This is a genomic window from Proteus terrae subsp. cibarius (assembly GCF_011045835.1).
Lineage (GTDB): Bacteria > Pseudomonadota > Gammaproteobacteria > Enterobacterales > Enterobacteriaceae > Proteus > Proteus cibarius.
On sequence record NZ_CP047349.1, the window covers coordinates 1,725,956 to 1,745,083 of the forward strand.

At 40.3% G+C, this 19,128-nt stretch carries 18 protein-coding genes; 6 read left to right on the forward strand and 12 right to left on the reverse strand.

What is annotated here, in order from left to right:
* Positions 1-37 precede the first annotated feature (37 nt).
* A complete protein-coding gene (locus GTH25_RS08115) occupies positions 38-868 on the reverse strand; it encodes a hypothetical protein (protein WP_099659694.1) in 831 nt (276 codons plus the stop codon).
* A 219-nt stretch (positions 869-1,087) separates the two neighbouring features.
* On the opposite strand from GTH25_RS08115, the gene acnA reads away from it, so the two are divergent.
* Complete coding sequence (gene acnA, locus GTH25_RS08120; protein WP_099659695.1) at positions 1,088-3,760, forward strand: aconitate hydratase AcnA; 2,673 nt, start codon at positions 1,088-1,090, stop codon at positions 3,758-3,760.
* Between the two features lie 129 nt (positions 3,761-3,889).
* Here the strand turns inward: acnA and GTH25_RS08125 are convergent, their stop codons facing one another.
* Together GTH25_RS08125 and ribA are read right to left on the reverse strand one after the other, a co-directional pair.
* Positions 3,890-4,705 carry a MetQ/NlpA family lipoprotein gene (locus tag GTH25_RS08125; RefSeq protein WP_109420116.1) on the reverse strand — a complete coding sequence of 272 codons (816 nt, stop codon included), beginning with the start codon at positions 4,703-4,705 and terminating at the stop codon, positions 3,890-3,892.
* Positions 4,706-4,955: 250 nt separating this feature from the next.
* Positions 4,956-5,555, reverse strand: a complete 600-nt coding sequence (ribA, locus tag GTH25_RS08130) for a GTP cyclohydrolase II (RefSeq protein WP_075672080.1) — start codon at positions 5,553-5,555, stop codon at positions 4,956-4,958.
* 266 nt (positions 5,556-5,821) lie between these two features.
* On the opposite strand from ribA, the gene pgpB reads away from it, so the two are divergent.
* The 5 genes from pgpB to yciH all read left to right on the forward strand — a co-directional run bounded on the left by pgpB (position 5,822) and on the right by yciH (position 9,310).
* A complete protein-coding gene (gene pgpB, locus GTH25_RS08135; protein WP_075672078.1) occupies positions 5,822-6,541 on the forward strand; it encodes a phosphatidylglycerophosphatase B in 720 nt (239 codons plus the stop codon).
* 219 nt (positions 6,542-6,760) lie between these two features.
* Positions 6,761-7,018 (forward strand): LapA family protein, encoded by a 258-nt coding sequence (locus tag GTH25_RS08140; protein WP_229578439.1) that lies wholly within the window; start codon positions 6,761-6,763, stop codon positions 7,016-7,018.
* A gap of 12 nt (positions 7,019-7,030) precedes the next feature.
* Positions 7,031-8,200, forward strand: a complete 1,170-nt coding sequence (gene lapB / locus GTH25_RS08145) for a lipopolysaccharide assembly protein LapB (protein ID WP_075672074.1) — start codon at positions 7,031-7,033, stop codon at positions 8,198-8,200.
* Between the two features lie 45 nt (positions 8,201-8,245).
* Entirely contained in the window at positions 8,246-8,980 is a 735-nt protein-coding gene (gene pyrF / locus GTH25_RS08150) for an orotidine-5'-phosphate decarboxylase (RefSeq protein WP_075672072.1), read from the forward strand.
* Between the two features lie 6 nt (positions 8,981-8,986).
* Positions 8,987-9,310: a stress response translation initiation inhibitor YciH gene (gene yciH / locus GTH25_RS08155; RefSeq protein ID WP_075672070.1), complete on the forward strand. Its 324-nt coding sequence runs from the start codon at positions 8,987-8,989 to the stop codon at positions 9,308-9,310.
* 52 nt (positions 9,311-9,362) lie between these two features.
* Here the strand turns inward: yciH and GTH25_RS08160 are convergent, their stop codons facing one another.
* The 9 genes from GTH25_RS08160 to rsxA form a co-directional block, all read right to left on the reverse strand.
* The gene (locus tag GTH25_RS08160) at positions 9,363-9,911 is read right to left on the reverse strand and encodes an RNA 2'-phosphotransferase (protein ID WP_164530475.1); all 549 of its coding nucleotides are present in this window, start codon (positions 9,909-9,911) and stop codon (positions 9,363-9,365) included.
* A 179-nt stretch (positions 9,912-10,090) separates the two neighbouring features.
* Positions 10,091-12,037 (reverse strand): exoribonuclease II, encoded by a 1,947-nt coding sequence (locus GTH25_RS08165; protein ID WP_075672066.1) that lies wholly within the window; start codon positions 12,035-12,037, stop codon positions 10,091-10,093.
* Positions 12,038-12,150: 113 nt separating this feature from the next.
* Positions 12,151-12,789 (reverse strand): endonuclease III, encoded by a 639-nt coding sequence (nth, locus tag GTH25_RS08170; RefSeq protein ID WP_075672064.1) that lies wholly within the window; start codon positions 12,787-12,789, stop codon positions 12,151-12,153.
* Positions 12,790-12,801: 12 nt separating this feature from the next.
* Complete coding sequence (locus GTH25_RS08175; RefSeq protein WP_075672061.1) at positions 12,802-13,506, reverse strand: electron transport complex subunit E; 705 nt, start codon at positions 13,504-13,506, stop codon at positions 12,802-12,804.
* A gap of 1 nt (position 13,507) precedes the next feature.
* Entirely contained in the window at positions 13,508-14,134 is a 627-nt protein-coding gene (gene rsxG, locus GTH25_RS08180) for an electron transport complex subunit RsxG (protein ID WP_164530476.1), read from the reverse strand.
* Between the two features lie 16 nt (positions 14,135-14,150).
* Positions 14,151-15,227, reverse strand: coding sequence for an electron transport complex subunit RsxD (gene rsxD / locus GTH25_RS08185; protein WP_075672057.1), 1,077 nt, complete (start codon positions 15,225-15,227; stop codon positions 14,151-14,153).
* 6 nt (positions 15,228-15,233) lie between these two features.
* On the reverse strand, positions 15,234-17,891 hold the full coding sequence (gene rsxC / locus GTH25_RS08190; RefSeq protein ID WP_164530477.1) for an electron transport complex subunit RsxC: 2,658 nt from the start codon (positions 17,889-17,891) through the stop codon (positions 15,234-15,236).
* Positions 17,884-18,510, reverse strand: a complete 627-nt coding sequence (gene rsxB / locus GTH25_RS08195; RefSeq protein ID WP_006536931.1) for an electron transport complex subunit RsxB — start codon at positions 18,508-18,510, stop codon at positions 17,884-17,886. The genes rsxC and rsxB overlap by 8 nt, the downstream gene beginning before the upstream one ends.
* Complete coding sequence (gene rsxA, locus GTH25_RS08200; protein WP_006536930.1) at positions 18,510-19,091, reverse strand: electron transport complex subunit RsxA; 582 nt, start codon at positions 19,089-19,091, stop codon at positions 18,510-18,512. Before rsxA ends, rsxB begins: the two co-directional genes overlap by 1 nt.
* Positions 19,092-19,128: the final 37 nt, after the last annotated feature.

The following is a 19,128-nucleotide window of genomic DNA, read 5'->3' on the forward strand; positions in this document are numbered from 1 at the left end:
CTTCAAGCGTGTTCATAAACCTAATTTCTGCTATTACTCATTTCAAATAAAAATCCCCACTAAAAAAAGCATCGGATTTTGCAATACTTAACTGACGATATTTATTTAAAAAATCATAAAATTGCTGATTAATCAGTGGATCATCAAGTGCGCTAGCATCAAATACAGAAGTAATAGTCGTGTACTCTAAAGAGAGGGTAAATTTACGACCTATACAACTGGCGAGTAGCATTTTCGCTGATTGATAAGAAAAACGTAGACTCAAAATTTTCAGCTTTGGAACAAAAATAAGATGATTATTATGATTGAGTATCTCTGTGATCCCCGCAATAGTTATCGTTTGATAGTTGTCTAATGATTTTCGTAAGCCGACTTCTATTTTTTGTCCTTGGGTACGTAAGAAATCAATAAACTCTCCAAGTGCGGGTGATGTGGCATTGATTGCAGCACCTAGTAATAACTGAATAAATGCTTGAGCAACGGAAAAATCAAAGGTTTGCTTATGAAGCTTTTTTGTTTCGATTTTATTGTGCCCTAGAAGGGGTAAATGATTGAGGGTATCTAACCAATGTTCAGGGCGATAATAGGCTTCATTATCCTCTTTTTTTAATGCAGCAAGATGGTTTGCCATAATAGAAATGAGTCCAATTTGAATATTTTTAAGTTGTGACATTTTTTCTATTTCGGAAGGCTCAAAAGGTTTTGGTGATGCGATGATAAACTGCACTAAACCTTCTGCATCTTTTATGTTTTGAGAATGTAATGCATTCATCGATAAGGTTTGCGGAAAAGGCGGTGTAACAGGCTCCGCAAAATAGCGATCGGCATTCATAATATTTTTTAGTAAATCAGATTGTTTGTTATTCATAAATATTATCCTTACACAGTTATACCTCCGCCATTAAAGTCTAATTAAGTGAAAATCTAGAGACTAAAATTTATTAACATCATGACAGTCATAACATTGCGTTAACAAATCGTGTGATCTTTAAGCGAAATTCAATGTTATATGATATGTTTAATAGATAACCTTACCTATTTTGATGGTTTAAACATGCTGTCAGTATAAAAATAAGAAGGAGGAGCTATGTCGTTACGTTTGAAAAAAGAGAGCCATTCCACGCTCTTAGTCGGATCTCAAGAATATGAGTATTACCGTCTTTCAGAAGTTGCCCGTCAATTAGGCGATATTACCCGCCTTCCTAAATCTCTGAAGGTGTTACTAGAAAACTTAGTGCGTTATCTCGACAATGAAACTGTTGTTGAAGAGGACATTAAGGCGTTGGTTGAGTGGCAAAAAACAGCGCATGCATCACGTGAAATTGCTTATCGACCTGCAAGGGTGCTTATGCAAGATTTTACCGGTGTACCTGCGGTCGTTGATTTAGCCGCTATGCGTGAAGCAGTGAAATCTTTGGGTGGGCAAGTGGATAAAGTCAATCCATTATCACCTGTTGATTTGGTTATCGATCACTCAGTTATGGTTGATGAATATGCCAGTAAAAATGCGTTTGCTGAAAACGTGGAAATTGAAATGGAGCGTAACTATGAACGCTACCTTTTCTTACGTTGGGGACAGCAATCCTTTGAACGCTTCCGTGTTGTGCCACCAGGTACAGGAATTTGCCATCAGGTAAACCTTGAGTACTTAGGTAAAGCTATTTGGTCTGAAGTGCAAAATGGACGTCATGTGGCTTATCCAGATACCTTAGTTGGCACGGATTCTCACACCACAATGATCAACGGTCTTGGTGTCCTAGGTTGGGGGGTAGGAGGCATTGAAGCAGAAGCTGCAATGTTAGGTCAACCTATCTCCATGTTAATTCCTGATGTTGTTGGCTTTAAATTGACAGGAAAATTACGTGAAGGGATCACCGCAACTGATCTGGTTTTAACCGTCACCCAGATGTTACGTGCTCATGGTGTTGTTGGTAAATTTGTAGAGTTCTATGGAGACGGTTTAGCATCGTTACCTTTAGCTGATCGCGCAACAATAGCGAATATGTCACCAGAGTATGGTGCGACCTGCGGATTTTTCCCAATCGATGATATCACCCTTGATTATTTACGTTTAACAGGACGTGAAGAACAAGAAATTGCGCTTGTTGAAGCTTATAGTAAAGAACAAGGTTTATGGCGCCATACTGGCGATGAGCCTATCTTTACGTCAACTTTATCGCTAGATATGGGAACTGTTGAAGCAAGCCTTGCTGGGCCTAAACGTCCTCAAGATAGAGTTAATTTACCTAATGTTCCGAAAGCATTTAAAGCGGCAGTAGATCTTGAAACTAATAAGAAACCACTGGCGAATACTCCTCAAGTAAAAATCGATGATTATCCAGCATTTGAGTTAACTGATGGTGCTGTCGTTATTGCAGCGATCACATCATGTACCAACACATCAAACCCTAATGTTTTAATGGCTGCCGGATTACTGGCTAAAAATGCGGTAGAAAAAGGATTACAGCGTAAACCTTGGGTTAAGTCTTCTTTGGCTCCAGGCTCTAAAGTGGTCACGGATTATCTTAATCTTGCAGGATTAACCCCTTATCTTGATGAATTAGGATTTAACCTTGTGGGATATGGTTGCACAACATGTATTGGTAACTCAGGACCTTTATTAGCACCGATTGAAAGTGCAATTAAGGATAATGATTTAACTATTGCGGCTGTATTATCTGGTAACCGTAACTTTGAAGGTCGAATTCATCCCTTAGTGAAAACCAACTGGTTAGCCTCACCGCCTTTAGTGGTTGCTTATGCTTTATCAGGAAATATGAATATCGATCTCACTAAAGAGCCATTAGGTAAAGATAAACAGGGCAATCCTGTTTATTTAAAAGATATTTGGCCTGATAGTAAAGCGATTGCTGATGCTGTTGAGAAAGTTAAAACAGAAATGTTCCATAAAGAGTACTCCGCTGTATTTGAAGGTGATGAAACATGGAAATCACTGAAAACACAAGATACACCTGTCTATGATTGGCAGCCCGATTCTACCTATATTCGACATCCTCCTTTCTTTGAAGGAATGTCAAAAATACCAGCGCCAATTAAAGATATTCATCAAGCCAGTATTTTGGCTATTTTAGGTGATTCGGTGACAACTGATCATATCTCACCTGCGGGTAATATTAAGGCGGATAGTCCAGCGGGACGTTATTTACGTGAACACGGTGTCGAGCCGAAAGATTTTAACTCTTATGGATCAAGGCGCGGTAATCATGAAGTCATGATGCGAGGCACATTTGCCAATATTCGTATTCGTAACGAAATGGTGCCTGGAGTAGAGGGTGGTTTTACTAAGCATATCCCAACAGGTGAAACACTGGCTATTTATGACGCCTCAATGCGTTATCAGCAAGAAAATACACCATTAGCGATTATTGCTGGTAGTGAATACGGTTCAGGCTCTAGTCGAGACTGGGCTGCGAAGGGAACACGTTTATTAGGTGTACGAGTCGTTATCGCAGGCTCTTTTGAGCGTATTCACCGTTCCAACTTGATCGGTATGGGAGTTTTACCTTTAGAGTTTCCTAAAGGGGTAACACGTCAAACATTGGGCTTAAAAGGTGATGAGAAAATTGAGATCACAGGGCTTAATGCATTAACACCGAGCCAAGATGTCGCAGTTAATATTACTTTCGCAGATAATCGCACTGAAACCATTATGGCGCGTTGTCGTATTGATACTCAAACTGAATTAGCCTATTTCCAACACGGTGGCATATTGCATTATGTTATTCGTAATATGCTTTAATTAGGTTTAGTTGTAATAAATCAAACGCCTCATTATAAAAATAATGGGGCGTTATATTCCTCGTATAGATATTGCTTTAGATGATGCTTGGTATTTTGAAAGAAGACCTGATGCTAAATTGAGCTTCTATCACCAGCCCTGAATTGCGCCGCCGTTAAAAATGGTTTCGGCCGCGGTGGCAACTTCGGGTGATTGGTAAGCCTTAATAAAATCCCGCACGTTATCAGCGTCTTTGTTCTCTTCTCTTGTCACAATAATATTGGTGTAAGGAGAGTTTTTATCTTCAATAAAAATACTGTCTTTGGTAGGAGATAAATTAATTTGCTGTATGTAAGTTGTACTGATAATTGCGACAGTCACCTTTGGATCGTTTAAAACTCGTGGTAATTGTGCGCCTTCTAGCTCCATAATTTTAAGTTTAAGTGGATTATCAATAATGTCGATAGCCGTAGGCAATAAACCACTGTTTGGTTTTAATGTAATCAGCTTTTCTTTATCTAATAGCAGTAATGCTCGACCTAAATTGGTAGGATCGTTAGGAACGGCAATGGTATCGCCTGATTTTAACTCCGAAGGATGCTTAATTTTTGTTGAATAGCCAGCCATAGGAAAAACAAAGGTATTACCAACTGCGACTAAATTGTAACCACGAGATTGATTATCTTGGGCAAGAAAAGGGCGATGTTGAAAAACATTGGCATCAAGCTCTTTATTTGCTGTGGGATCGTTAGGTAATAAAGAGCCACTGAAGCTCACCAATTCAACCTCTAAGCCATATTTTTCTTTTGCGACTTTTTTGGCAATTTCAGCCACATCTTGTTCAGCACCATTAATTACACCAACCTTGATTGAATAGCTGGTTTTATCGCTATTATCACAACCAGTTAATAACGTTCCTGCTAATAATAGTGCGCCGAGGATCCTACCAGAAAAATGTAATGGCATAATGCATTCCTATGAAAATTTATTTATTAATAAATAACTTAGAATAAGATTGATAGTCAATGAAATCGCATATGACAAATTTTCACATGATATAATTTAATGATGAAAGAGCAGTAAAAAAGAACAAAATATAAGCAGAGAAAAATAGATAAAGAATGAATTTACAAGGCAATAGAGTAAAGTGATAAATAAAAAATCCGAGCGACTCAGACTCGGATTTGAAAATAATTAATGCTGTGTTGTTACTTTATTATTGCGCTTTCTTAAATAGAAGATGACCCATTTTATCGGCTTTAGTATCAAGATAATGCGCATTGCTTGGATTACGTCCAACGATCAATGGCACCCGCTCGATAACATTAATGCCTGCGGCTTTCATGATTTCAATTTTCTTCGGATTATTGGTTAATAACCGAACTTCATGAACACCTAATAGGTTATACATGTCAGCACAAAGGGTAAAATCACGTTCGTCAGCTTTAAAACCTAACTCGAGGTTCGCTTCAACGGTATCTAATCCTTTATCTTGTAGTGCATAAGCGCGTATTTTATTTAGTAATCCAATATTTCGGCCTTCTTGGCGATGATAAAGTAATACGCCACGACCCGCTTTGCTGATTTGTGAAAGCGCAGCTTCAAGTTGGAAACCACAATCACAACGCAGGCTAAATAAAGCATCGCCCGTTAAGCACTCTGAATGAATACGAGATAATACGGGCTCTGAGCCTGAAATATCACCGTAAACAAGTGCGACATGATCTTTTCCTGTTGCGATTTCTTCAAAACCAACCATTAAAAACTCACCAAAAGGGGTAGGTAGTTTTGCTTCTGCGATACGTCTTAATTTCATTATTTTTGACTCATAATTTCAGGTGAAACTCTCGTTCAAGATTATACACTTTATAACGAGAACAAAGAGAAATAAAACACTGAAATGCTTCCATGTCTAATAGGCAAGGAAATGGGGTAACACACACTTATAAATTCACACCATTACAAATTATCAGATTTTGCGCCTTCTTGCATAATGATTTATTGCTAAACTTGCATCGTTTATACTGATAATCTTTAGCTGTGAACGGAAGATAATATTTGTATTTAAGAAGGGGCAATATATTGAATAAGCAAATAACAAAGTTGGTTCTATTAGGCAGTATGTTGCTCTTAATCATACCGAGTGTTGTGTTGATATTGGGGTGGAAATGGCAACCTACCGACCATCCTTTAGGCGGTATAAGTACATTATGGATAGCAGATAGTGCAGCAAAACCTTGGGGGGCTGTGACTATTGTTGTTTTTTTAGCGTTGCTCTTTATGGTTTTAAAATTAAAACGTAACCATTTTATTCAATTAGCCGTGATAATTATTGCTACATTGGCTATTGGACAATTAATTAAGGTTGCGGTTAAAAACACAGTAAAAGAGCCTCGTCCTTACGTTGTTTGGGTTAGTGAAAGTTTGCACATTAGCTCTGAGGCTTTTTATCAAGTTTCAAGACCAGAGCGAGAACAATTGCTTCAAAATGGATTAGCTAACTCACCAGTAATCCCTGAATGGCAACTTAAACATTGGAAAGCTGAAACGGGTTATGCTTTTCCGTCGGGTCATAGCTTATTTTCTGCCACACTCGCATTATTTGTTTTTGCACTTTTTATGTTGCGTCGTCATTATTTTTTAGCGTCACTCGGGTTATTATGGGGAATTGATGTCACGGTAGGGCGTATTGTATTAGGAATGCACTGGGCATCTGATGTGATTGTCGGTATTCTTATCAGCACAGTGCTGGTTTGGTGTGCATTTAAGGTGATTGAGCGACGTTTATTGCTCAAATCCTAACGATAGCCCTTATTTTTGAGATACAGAATGTCTTTTTCGATATTTATGTGAAAAAATATACGAAAATCAGATGATTCTAAGAAATCACTTTCTTTGTGCGCAGTGAAAATGCTACCTTTATCTGTCTACTAAAGAAAAGAGAATAAAAAAGGAAATAATGTGAAAAAAGTCCTACTTTTTATTTTGGTTATTCTTGTTCTTGCCATCGTGGTGATCGCCATGACTTTAGGCACAAATAACGATCAGGTAGTCACATTTAATTACCTTATTGCTCAAGATGAATATCGTATTTCTACCTTGTTAGCGACCCTGTTTGGTGTAGGCTTTGTACTTGGCTGGATTGTAAGTGGTGTTTTTTATCTACGTGCACGCTTATCATTAGGCCGAGCAAAACGTAAAATTAAACGTCTTGAAAGCGCTCAAACAAAACAAGAAAACCAAGAAAGTCGCCCAACGGTTGCTTCTGCTACGAAATAAGGACGATAGCTGATGCTAGAATTGCTGTTTCTGTTATTACCTGTCGCTGCGGCTTACGGCTGGTATATGGGGCGTCGTGGCGCTCAACAGGACAAACAGCAGAACGCCGATCGCCTGTCACGTGAGTATGTGGCGGGTGTTAACTTCTTACTTTCTGATCAACAAGATAAAGCGGTTGATCTTTTCCTCGAAATGCTTAAAGAAGATAGCTCCGCTTTTGAGGCTCATCTTACTTTAGGTAACCTTTTCCGCTCTCGTGGCGAAGTTGAACGAGCTATTCGTATCCACCAATCGTTAATGGAGAGTGCTGCACTTTCTTTTGATCAACGCCTACTTGCTGTTCAACAGCTAGGTCGCGACTATGTGGCGGCGGGTGTTTACGATCGTGCTGAAAATATGTTTCAGCAACTTATTGATGAACAAGAATTTCGCCAAAGTGCGCTACAGTCTTTGCTTGCTATTTACCAGTTAACCAGTGATTGGGGGAAAGCCATAGAAACGGCTGAAAAATTGGTGAAGTTAGGTCAGCATGAATTAAAAGAACAAATTTCACATTTTTATTGTGAATTGGCACTTCAAGAAATGAGCAGTGATAATCTTGATAATGCGCTTAATTTGTTGCAAAAAGCAGGGCAAATGGATCCACTTTGTGCTCGTGTTTCAATTATGTATGGTCGTATCTATATTGCTCGTGATGATAAGCAAAAAGCCATTGATGTTTTAATGAAAGTCATTGAGCAAGATAAAGAGATGGTCAGTGAAACCTTACCTATGCTTTTTGAATGTTTCCAATCTCAAGGCGATACTTCTCGCTGGGAAACTTATTTACGTCAATGTGTGGATAGTAATTGTGGTGCGATTGCTGAACTTTACCTTGCTGACATTATTGAAGCTAAAGAAGGTATTGAAGCGGCTCAGTTATACATTAATCGCCAATTAGAACGTCATCCAACCATGCGCCTGTTCTATCGCTTAATGCGTTACCATTTAGCAGAGGCGGAAGAAGGACGCGCCAAAGAGAGCCTTATCTTATTACGCTATATGGTTGGTGAACAAATTCGCACAAAACCAGATTATCGTTGCCATAAATGTGGCTTTACCTCTCATGCATTATATTGGCATTGTCCATCCTGTCGTTCATGGGATACCGTTAAACCTATTCGCGGTTTAGATGGTCAGTGACGATGTCACTTTTTTAATAGTCTCTTTATAAATAAAGGCCCTAAAATGTCATTTCATTGTGATAAAAAATCGCCCGAGCTTACCTGCGCGCCCGTTATTGTAGCACTAGACTATGAAGACCAAAAAAGTGCATTAGATTTTGCACAACGTATCGATCCCGCATCTTGTCGTTTAAAAATTGGTAAAGAGATGTTTACCCGTTTTGGGCCTCAATTTGTGACTCAGTTACAAAAAGAAGGGTTTGATATTTTCTTAGATTTGAAATTCCATGATATTCCCAATACCGTTGCAAGAGCTGTCGCCGCCGCCGCTGATTTAGGTGTATGGATGGTCAATGTACATGCGAGTGGTGGAAGTCGTATGATGCGTGCAGCCAAAGAAAGCCTTACAGCCTTTGGTAAAGATGCGCCACTTTTAACGGCAGTGACAGTACTTACCAGTATGGACCAATCTGATTTAATTGAATTGGGAATAACATTGACGCCTGCAGAACAAGCTGAACGTTTAGCATTATTGACAAAATCTTGTGGTCTTGATGGTGTTGTCTGCTCTGCGCATGAAGCAATGCGTTTTAAACAAGTTTGTGGTGATGATTTCTTATTAGTCACTCCGGGTATTCGCCCGGCAGGAAGTGATGTTGGCGATCAGCGTCGCGTAATGACACCAGAGCAAGCTATTGCAGCCGGTGTTGATTATATGGTGATTGGTCGTCCTATCACGCGTAGCGATAACCCTCTTGAAACACTGCATCAAATTAATCGTTCTATACAAGGTATGTAATTTAACATGGATAATAACTCTCGTTTGGTTTATTCCACAGATGCGGGTCGCATTAAAGAAGAAGAGCAAAAGCCGGCTCGCCCTACTGGTGATGGTATTGTGCGTATTCAGCGTCAAACTAGTGGACGTAAAGGTAAAGGTGTTTGCGTTGTTTCAGGTATCGATCTGGATGATGCAGAGTTAGCTAAACTGGCGGCTGAACTGAAGAAAAAATGTGGTTGTGGTGGCAGTGTAAAAGACGGCTTAATTGAGATCCAAGGCGATAAACGTGATTTAATTAAATCGCTATTAGAAGCCAAAGGAATGAAAGTTAAACTCGCTGGTGGCTGATTTATTTAACAGATTATAGGTGACAATGTCACCTATTTTTTTGTATTTCATTTTATTCTTTCTCATCTATTTTTAGATATTTCACCGGCACTGAAAGTGTTAGCCAGACTCCATTCTCAGCCTGGTAAAACTCAAAACCTTCACTAAACATTTTTTCACTATCCACCGTTAAAACAATAGCTTTTCCATGACGCTCACCAACATTCACGGCTGTTTTATAATCTTGTGAAAGATGAACATATTGACGACCATTAGGAATTAAACCTTGCTTAAAAATACTGTCGAGAAAGCGAGTTGCTGTACCGTGAAAAAGTATTTTAGGGGGAGTGATGGCTTGGTAATCAATTGTGGTTTTAAGCGAGTGGCCTTGAACTGCACGAATAAAAAGCCCATCTTCTGAGATAGCAAAACGCTTTTTATCATTGGTTTCTACAACATATTTAATTAATTCAAGGGTTAGCGCAGTTCCATTTTTCTGTGCTAATGGGATCAATTTTGATATTTCTCCCCATCCTTGGTCATCTAATGTTAAACCGATACTTTCAGGAGCATGGCGTAAGATATAACTTAAAAAGCGACTAATTTGTACTTTGTCTTTCATTGATTTAATCCATTTATTAATTATTAAATTTATGATGCAAGAGAAAATTCCCATGCAACATAAAAACATTTCCTTTCTTTTGAATGCTCTTTTTATCACTAATTTAAAAACTAGAGATATAAAAAAGCTGATAGCTCAAAACGAACTATCAGCCTTATTGTATACCGATTTAAGTCCTATTAGATAGGACGAGCGACGATATTACGAGTTTCTAGTTTTACATCTTCAATACGAACAGGAATGACATCGTTGAGTTTATATGCGGTTTCGCCTTTCACAATAACGGTGCCTGTCTCTTGGCTACATTGGATTTCATCACGTACGGCATGTAAGAATGGTGCAGGAATAAAAGCGACAGCACCATTTTCAACTAGGCGAACACGAACACCACCACGAGTAATATCGATAATTTCTGCATTAAATAGTGTTTCAGTGCCAGCAAAAGGTTTTAAGAAACGAGCATATAACCAATCGCCCACATCACGTTCAGCCATACGGTTAGCACGGCGACGCTCTGCAATACGAATGCCATCTTCTTCTTGCGGTTTTTCAGCGCTTTCTTTGCTGATAATCGCTTTGAGTAAACGGTGATTTAAAATATCACTGTATTTACGAATTGGTGAAGTCCATGTCGCATAAGCTTCTAACCCCAATCCAAAGTGAGGGCCTGGCTCAGCTTTGATTTCAGCAAAGTTCTGGAAGCGACGAATACGGCTATCAACGAATTGATTTGGCTGATTATCAAGTTCACGACGCAATTGGCAGAAACCTTCAAGTGTTAACAAACTTTCAGATGTCGTTTCAATACCGTTATCTTTTAAGGTCTGTACGACTTGATCGATATAGACGGGATCAAAGCCTGTATGAACATTGTAAACGCCAAAACCTAAGTTTTTCGCTAGTACTTTTGCTGCACAGATATTGGCGGTGATCATTGCTTCTTCAACAATGCGGTTTGCGATACGGCGTTTTTCTGCCACGATATCTAAAACATTGCCGCCTTCATCAAGAATAAAACGGTAATCAGGGCGTTCTTTAAAGACCAGAGCATGCTTTTCACGCCATTCATGACGTTTTTCACACATCTCTTTCAATAACATTACTTGCTCATGAACCATTTCATTTTCAGGTTGCCATTGTGAATTTTCACCTTCTAACCAATCTGAAATATTGTCATAAACCAGCTTAGCTTTTGATTCTACCCATGCAGAGTAAAAGTGAATATCTTCAAGCAGAGCACCATCTTCATTGATGCTGACTTGGCAAACTAATGCAGGGCGTTTTTCATTAGGGCGTAATGAGCAAATGTTATCTGACAGCTCACGAGGCAACATTGGGATATTAAAGCCTGGTAGATAATTAGTCAGGGCACGTTGTGCCGCAACTTTATCTAATTCACTATTTGGCAGAATATAAGCTGTTGGATCGGCGATTGCGATAAATAGCGTTAATTGACCATTCTCTTCTTTACGAATAAAGAGCGCGTCATCCATATCTTCTGTTGATGCACTATCAATAGTGACAAAGGAGAGAGAAGTTAGGTCTTCACGAGGCAAAGTGTCATGTAATGTCAGCGCTTCGTTACCCATTTCAGGCGCATCACGTTCAAGTTGATGACGCATTAAGGTCACCCACCAAGGAGCAAAGTGATCATCTTTATCCGTGATATAGTCGGTTATTTCTGCCTGAAAACCTTTATCACCTTTATTAAGAGGGTGACGACGCATTACAGCAACGGCCCAATCTTGATCAACAAAGCTATGTGTTAATCCTTGAGCAGGACGGCAGGGAATAGCGTCTTTTAAAAGAGGGTGGTCTGGAATTATCCACAGACGGTTATCACCTTCTTTTTTCTGAATACGGCCGACAAAACGTGTTAAGAACGGCTCGACTAATTCTTCAGGTTCAACTGACTCTTTATCGCCGTTTGTATGAACTGCAGCAATAACTCGGTCGCCGTGCATCACTTTTTTCATTTGTGGAGGGGGGATAAAATAGCTTTTCTGACCATCAACTTCAAGGAAGCCAAAGCCTTTATCTGTTCCCTTTACAAGGCCTTCCACGCGCGGTGTCTGGGCATGGAGTTGCTGTTTTAGCTGTGCAAGCAGCGGATTGTCTTGAAACATATTTTTCCGGAAAGTCGGCAGTTTTAATAATAAAAGTGGGCAATAGTTTTATTCGATTGTGTGTAGTGACGCAAGTAATATTGCATCAGCAAAACAGACAAATCAGTAAAAAATTATTCAGGATCTGTTTTTTCTTTAAATTCACAAAGATCTTCAATAATACAAGAGCCACACCGCGGTTTTCGTGCAATACAGGTATAACGACCATGAAGAATAAGCCAATGGTGACAATCAACTTTAAATTCTGCCGGAACAACCTTTAACAGTTTCTGTTCGACTTCATTGACATTTTTACCTGGGGCGAAACCTGTGCGATTACTCACTCTAAAGATATGCGTATCGACAGCGATTGTTGGCCAACCAAATGCTGTGTTTAAAACGACATTTGCTGTTTTACGACCGACGCCGGGTAAAGCTTCTAGGGCTTCTCTGTTTTCAGGAACTTCGCTGTTATGTTTATCGACTAAGATTTGACATGTCTTAATCACATTTTCAGCTTTAGTATTATATAGACCAATGGTTTTAATGTATTTCTTAAGACCATCGACGCCTAAAGTGAGTATCGCCTGCGGTGTATTGGCAACAGGGTAAAGCTTAGCTGTTGCCTTATTAACACTCACATCGGTGGCTTGTGCAGAGAGTAATACGGAGATCAATAGTTCAAACGGAGAGTCAAATTTTAGCTCTGTCGTTGGTTGCGGATTGTCATCGCGCAACCGAGTTAGAATTTCAATACGTTTTGCTTGATTCATTATGCTCACAAATTAATTTTTAACGATATGACTACCACAGCCTTGTTCTTTTTCGTAAGTTTTAGTTGTCGAAGCGCTGCGCTTTTTCTGTCTTTCATCAATTAGGTATTTTGCTGCTAACATAAAGCCTAAGCCGATAAAAGCACCCGGTGGCAAAATAGCAAGTAAGAAGGGTGAGTCTAAATGTACTATCTCAACTCTTAATACTTGAGCCCATTCACCTAATAGTAAATCAGCCCCGTCAAATAATGTACCGTTACCTAATATTTCACGTATAGCACCTAAAACAAAGAGCGCAGCAGTTGCACCTAACCCCATCGCTAGGCCATCAATAGCAGAAGGAAAAACTTCATTCTTAGCCGCAAAAGCTTCAGCACGACCAATAACAATGCAGTTAGTGACGATCAATGGAATGAAGATCCCTAAAGATTGATATAAGCCATAGGCGTATGCGTTGATCAGTAATTGTACAGCGCTGACGACTGACGCAATTATCATAACATAAATTGGGATACGAATTTCAGAAGGAACCCAACGACGTAAGCTAGAAACGGCCACATTTGTGCAAAATAGGACTAATGTTGTCGCAATACCAAGGCCTAAGGCGTTTGTTGCTGTTGAGGAAACCGCAAGTAAAGGGCACAACCCAAGTAATTGCACTAAAGCTGAGTTATTTTTCCATAGCCCTTGAGAAAAGAGCTCTTTAATTGAGTTCATATTAATTTGCCTCACAGACAGAGAGTGTATCTAGTTTCTCTGGTAAAGATTGTATTAACCACGCAGTACGCTTTGATGAGTTGACGACAGCACGAGGGGTGATCGTCGCACCCGTGAATTGATCAAAATCGCCGCCATCTTTTTTTACTGCCCAGTGCGGATCGTTTTCACTGGAAATGAATCTATTACTCAGTGTCGTGATCCAATCCGAAATACGAGTTTCAATTTTATCACCTAGCCCCGGTGTTTCATTATGGGCAGTAACACGCACACCAAGGACATTTCCTTTAAAGTCGGCACCCACAAGAAGTTCAATGGCGCCTGAATATCCATCGGGTGCCGTAGATTCTAACGCGGCAGCAATTGGCTTGCCGTCTAAACGGGCAACATACAGTTTATGGGGCTTGGTATTACCTAACTCTGGTGCTGTAAGAAGATAACAATCTTTAGAAAGCGAATTGTTATACATCGCTTTGGGGATCACTTGATCCAATAGTTTTTGTTTCTCTAAGGCTACTTGCTCTGCAATGGTATCTGCCGTCAGGTGATAGACCACTGCTGTCAAACCTGTAGTACAAGCAGCAAAGATTGCTAATGTGAGTCCATGGCGTTTTAAGATTTCGATCATCATTTTCTCCTTAGCATTAATGCCCGTAAACACGAGGGCGTGTATAGCTATCAATAAGAGGTACAGCGATATTGGCAAGTAATACAGAGAACGCGACGGCATCTGGATAGCCACCATAAACGCGGATAACCCAAACTAATAAACCAATCATTCCTGCATAAATTAAACGACCTTTAGGCGTTGTTGAGGCGCTAACCGGATCAGTGGCAATAAAAAATGCCCCTAGCATGGTTGCTCCAGAGAAAATTTGTAATAGCGGTTGTGAGTAACGTGTAGGATCAATGCCCCAGCTAATAACCGAGCATAGTGCTAATACAGAAATCATCGCAACAGGGATATGCCAGCTAATAATGCGTTTATAAAGCAGAATTAATCCACCAACTAAATAAGCTACATTCACCCATTGCCAGCCAATACCCGCAAATTCACCTTGTAAAATAGGTGTCGCTAACACTTCATCAATAGAGTGCGTTAATAAGCCTGTTTTAAAACTATCAAGAGGCGTTGCTTGTGTAATTCCATCAACAGAGCGTCTTAAATCTTCAAGCGTTAAGCCAGATGATGTATGTCCAGTAAAGAAGATACTTAAACTATCCATTACATTGTAAGAGACAGTTTGTAATTCAACTGGAGGCATCCATGATGTCATTTGTACTGGGAATGAGATAAGTAAAACCACATAACCCACCATTGCTGGATTAAATGGATTTTGCCCTAAGCCACCATAAATATGTTTTGCGATAACAATGGCAACAAAAGTGCCTAACACAATGATCCACCACGGCGCTAGAGGTGGAATACTAATGGCGAGTAATACGCCAGTCAGCAACGCTGAGTTGTCTTTCAGATACAGTAAAGGATCTTCTTTTTTGAGTTTTACGCAGAGTGTTTCAGTGACAAGCGCTACGACAATCGCTAACACAATTTGGTAAATGGTTCCTAGGCCAAAAAAATAGATCTGGCTTAAGATCCCCGGCAGTGCTGCTAATGTTACCCATAGCATAACTTGGCTGGTGGACTGTTGATTATGCGTAAAAGGTGAACTCGCAATTTTTAATTTACTATTGTTATTTTGTATTGGTCTGAATTTCATCTGTGATTAATCCAAGGTAACTTCTTCTTTAGCTCGACGTTGTTCGGCTTCTTTTTTCGCTTTTACTCTGGCAATAGCGGCAGCGACAGCGGCTTTACGCGGGTCGACTTCTTCCGTTTCAGCATTTTGAGCCGGTGCTTTATCAATCGTTGTTTCAGCTTGAGCTTGTTGAGCTTCTTTCTTTGCTTTCACTCTGGCAATAGCGGCAGCGACAGCGGCTTTACGTGGGTCGACTTCTTCCGTTTCAGCATTTTGAGCCGGTGCTTTATCAATCGTTGTTTCAGCTTGAGCTTGTTGAGCTTCTTTCTTTGCTTTCACTCTGGCAATAGCGGCAGCGACAGCGGCTTTACGCGGGTCGACTTCTTCCACTTCAACATTTTGAGTAGGGGCTTCATCAATTGTTTCTGCTGGAGCTTGTTGAGCTTCTTTTTTGGCTTTTACTCTAGCAATAGCGGCAGCGACAGCGGCTTTACGCGGGTCGACTTCTTCCGTTTCAGCATTTTGAGCCGGTGCTTTATCAATCGTTGTTTCAGCTTGAGCTTGTTGAGCTTCTTTCTTAGCTTTCACTCTGGCAATAGCCGCAGCGACAGCAGCTTTACGAGGATCGACATTTTCCACTTCAACATTTTGAGCAGGCGCTTCTACAGTTGAAGCTGTTTCAGCAGCTTGCTGTGCTTTTTTAGCTTTAGCTCTGGCAATAGCGGCAGCGACAGCGGCTTTACGCGGATCGACATTTTCCACTTCAACATTTTGAGCAGGCGCTTCTACAGTTGAAGCTGTTTCAGCAGCTTGCTGTGTTTTTTTAGCTTTAGCTCTGGCAATAGCGGCAGCGGCTTTACGCGGATCGGCATTTTCCACTTCAACATTTTGAGCAGGTGTTTCTACAGTTGAAGCTGTTTCAGTAGCTTGCTGTGCTTTTTTAGCTTTAACACGCGCTAATGCAGCAGCAACGGCGGCTTTACGCGGATCAGCATCTTTGCTTTCACTCGCTATATTCTCGCTCGAGGCTTCTAGTGCTTTTTGCTGTGCTAATTTAGCAGCTTGTTTTGCTCTGACTTCCTCTTTACGTTTTTTACGCGCAGCAATAGCGGCTGCATTATCTGGCTCTTCACCCGCTTTAACAGAAATAATTTTGCCAATAGATTGTTTCGCTTTTACGCGAGAAAGTGCAGATTGAACTTCACTGTGATCTTCATCATCAAGCTTAACTGCGGCGCGTTGATGTCTGGCTTCACGCTCCAGTTTTTCACGCTCCATACGTATTTTTTTCGCTTCAAAACGTGCTTTGGCCTCAGCCGCGCGTTTTGCTTCTGCATCAATTTCACGTATTTCTGCTTTTTCTTGGCGATAGTATTGAACTAACGGAATATTACTTGGGCAAACATACGCACAGGCACCACATTCAATACAATCAAATAAATTATGTTGTTGTGCTTTCTCATGCTCTTTACCTTTACTAAACCAGTAAAGTTGTTGAGGTAATAAACCACTAGGACAAGCATCAACACAATGACCACAACGGATACAGGCTTCTTCAAGGTTATCTGTATCCATCTCTTCGACTGAAGGAATAAGTAGGCAGTTGGTTATCTTAACAACAGGGGCATTTAAGTCTGGTAATGTAAATCCCATTAATGGCCCACCCATAATTACCATCTGCTCAGAGCCAGCAACAAAACCAGCTTGTTTTAGTAATGAGTAGATAGGTGTACCTAAACGAGCCCAAAAGTTACCCGGTGTTTTAGCGCCATTACCTGTGACCGTGACTACACGTTCAATTAATGGCTCGTCGTCAATAATGGCACGTTTGATGGCAACAACTGTACCTACGTTTTGCATCAAAACGCCAATATCAGACGAACGTCCTCCTGATGGGACTTCTTTACCGGTTAAGATCTTAGTAAGTTGTTTAGCACCACCTGATGGGTATTTAGTGGGGATGACACGAATGAAAATACGTTTCTCATAAGGTACAGCACTTAAAGCGTGTTTTAATGACTCAATGGCTTCAGGCTTATTATCTTCAATACCAATTAACACTTCATCTGGAGAGAGAAGGTGAATTAAGACTTGACACCCAGCAATCACTTCATCAGCATGTTCTTGCATTAAGCGATCATCTGCTGTGATATAAGGTTCACACTCCGCCGCATTGATGATGAGTGTTTTAACGAGGTCACCACCACCTTTTAATTTTGATGCAGTTGGGAATCCCGCGCCCCCTAATCCTGCAATACCTGCTTCATGGATACGGTTAAGTAATGTATCTCTACTTTCTAGTTGGTAATCGATGATAGGGGATTTCTCTCGCCATTCATCTTTACCATCTGATTGAATTCTTACCGCAATTTCAGGTAATCCAGAAGGATGAGCACTTGGAAACGGTTCTATTGCTGTAACTGTACCAGAGATAGATGCATGAACAGGTAATGTTCTACCAACTCCTTTTGTTAATGGTTGGCCTTTTAAAACATGTTCACCTACGCTGACACACAGTTGGCCCGGTACACCTAAGTGCTGATGAATAGGAATAATCACTTCATCAGGTAATTGCGCGATACGCATTGGTGTACGACTTGACTGTAATTTCATTTCAGGAGGATGGATACCGCCTTTAAAATCCCAGATTTTATCTTTTTTAAATAGTGAAAAGAGATTAAACATGAGCGTTATCCTCCGTCTTTAATGACGGTTCATCTTCAGGTGTTTCTTCTGGCTCTGCGGGAATGTTTTTTACAGGGATTGTATTTAAATCCCATTTCCAATTTGAGGTTGTGACTTTGACAGGAACCAAAGTTATACAATCAGTAGGGCAAGGAGGCACACATAAATCACATCCAGTACATAAGTCTTCAATAACGGTGTGCATAGCGCGTGTGGCACCCACAATGGCATCAACGGGGCACGCTTGGATACACTTAGTACATCCTATACAATTATCTTCATCAATTAAGGCGACTTTTCTAATTGGATTTAATGCTTCTTCGTCACCATCAAGTGGTTGAGGATCAACACCCATCAATTCAGCTATTTTTAACATCACTTGTTCGCCACCTGGCGCGCAACGGTTAATCATCTCACCATTGTTTGCGACTGCATCTGCATAAGGACGACACCCAGGATGACCACATTGTCCGCATTGGCTTTGCGGTAATATTGCGTCAATTTTTTCGACAATAGGATCTTCTTCCACTTTAAAGCGGCGTGCGGAATATCCTAAAATTAGCCCAAAGATAAGACCTAGCGCACCAAGTACGCCAATTGCTATCCATAAAGAATTCATTACAGTTTCACCAAACCACTAAAACCCATAAAGGCGAGAGACATTAAACCTGCGGTAATTAAACCAATTGAAGCACCTTTAAAGGGTGCGGGTACATTGGCGACGGCTAAGCGTTCTCTAATAGCAGCAAATAATACCATTACAAGAGAGAAACCGACGGCTGCACCAAAACCATAAACGGCAGATTGCATAAATGTGTGGGCTTGATTGATATTTAATAATGCCACACCTAATACAGCGCAGTTTGTGGTGATTAAAGGTAAGAAGATCCCTAATAAACGATAGAGTGTCGGACTTGTTTTTCTTACGACCATTTCCGTGAATTGTACAACTACTGCAATAACTAAAATAAAGCTCAGTGTGCGTAAATAAAGTAAGTCTAAAGGAACTAAAATAAAATTATCCATCAGCCAAGAACTAATCGAGGCGAGAGTCATAACAAAGGTTGTCGCAAATCCCATACCAATCGCGGTTTCTAATTTTTTTGATACACCCATAAATGGGCATAAACCAAGGAATTTGACGAGTACAAAGTTATTCACCAATACGGTGCCGACGAATAGAAGTAAGTAATCAGTCATTGTTATGCCAAAATTGTTAAACAGAGAAACAAAAAGC

What these genes read in the sequence shown, in the direction of transcription:
- GTH25_RS08175 (WP_075672061.1), bottom strand. Translation starts at nt 13,506, where the DNA reads ATGAACTCAATTAAAGAGCTCTTTTCTCAAGGGCTATGGAAAAATAAC.
- GTH25_RS08125 (WP_109420116.1), bottom strand. Translation starts at nt 4,705, where the DNA reads ATGCCATTACATTTTTCTGGTAGGATCCTCGGCGCACTATTATTAGCA.
- rsxD (WP_075672057.1), bottom strand. Translation starts at nt 15,227, where the DNA reads ATGAAATTCAGACCAATACAAAATAACAATAGTAAATTAAAAATTGCG.
- ribA (WP_075672080.1), bottom strand. Translation starts at nt 5,555, where the DNA reads ATGAAATTAAGACGTATCGCAGAAGCAAAACTACCTACCCCTTTTGGT.
- rsxG (WP_164530476.1), bottom strand. Translation starts at nt 14,134, where the DNA reads ATGATCGAAATCTTAAAACGCCATGGACTCACATTAGCAATCTTTGCT.
- nth (WP_075672064.1), bottom strand. Translation starts at nt 12,789, where the DNA reads ATGAATCAAGCAAAACGTATTGAAATTCTAACTCGGTTGCGCGATGAC.
- GTH25_RS08140 (WP_229578439.1), top strand. Translation starts at nt 6,761, where the DNA reads ATGACTTTAGGCACAAATAACGATCAGGTAGTCACATTTAATTACCTT.
- rsxC (WP_164530477.1), bottom strand. Translation starts at nt 17,891, where the DNA reads ATGTTTAATCTCTTTTCACTATTTAAAAAAGATAAAATCTGGGATTTT.
- lapB (WP_075672074.1), top strand. Translation starts at nt 7,031, where the DNA reads ATGCTAGAATTGCTGTTTCTGTTATTACCTGTCGCTGCGGCTTACGGC.
- GTH25_RS08115 (WP_099659694.1), bottom strand. Translation starts at nt 868, where the DNA reads ATGAATAACAAACAATCTGATTTACTAAAAAATATTATGAATGCCGAT.
- yciH (WP_075672070.1), top strand. Translation starts at nt 8,987, where the DNA reads ATGGATAATAACTCTCGTTTGGTTTATTCCACAGATGCGGGTCGCATT.
- rsxA (WP_006536930.1), bottom strand. Translation starts at nt 19,091, where the DNA reads ATGACTGATTACTTACTTCTATTCGTCGGCACCGTATTGGTGAATAAC.
- rsxB (WP_006536931.1), bottom strand. Translation starts at nt 18,510, where the DNA reads ATGAATTCTTTATGGATAGCAATTGGCGTACTTGGTGCGCTAGGTCTT.
- GTH25_RS08160 (WP_164530475.1), bottom strand. Translation starts at nt 9,911, where the DNA reads ATGAAAGACAAAGTACAAATTAGTCGCTTTTTAAGTTATATCTTACGC.
- pyrF (WP_075672072.1), top strand. Translation starts at nt 8,246, where the DNA reads ATGTCATTTCATTGTGATAAAAAATCGCCCGAGCTTACCTGCGCGCCC.
- GTH25_RS08165 (WP_075672066.1), bottom strand. Translation starts at nt 12,037, where the DNA reads ATGTTTCAAGACAATCCGCTGCTTGCACAGCTAAAACAGCAACTCCAT.
- acnA (WP_099659695.1), top strand. Translation starts at nt 1,088, where the DNA reads ATGTCGTTACGTTTGAAAAAAGAGAGCCATTCCACGCTCTTAGTCGGA.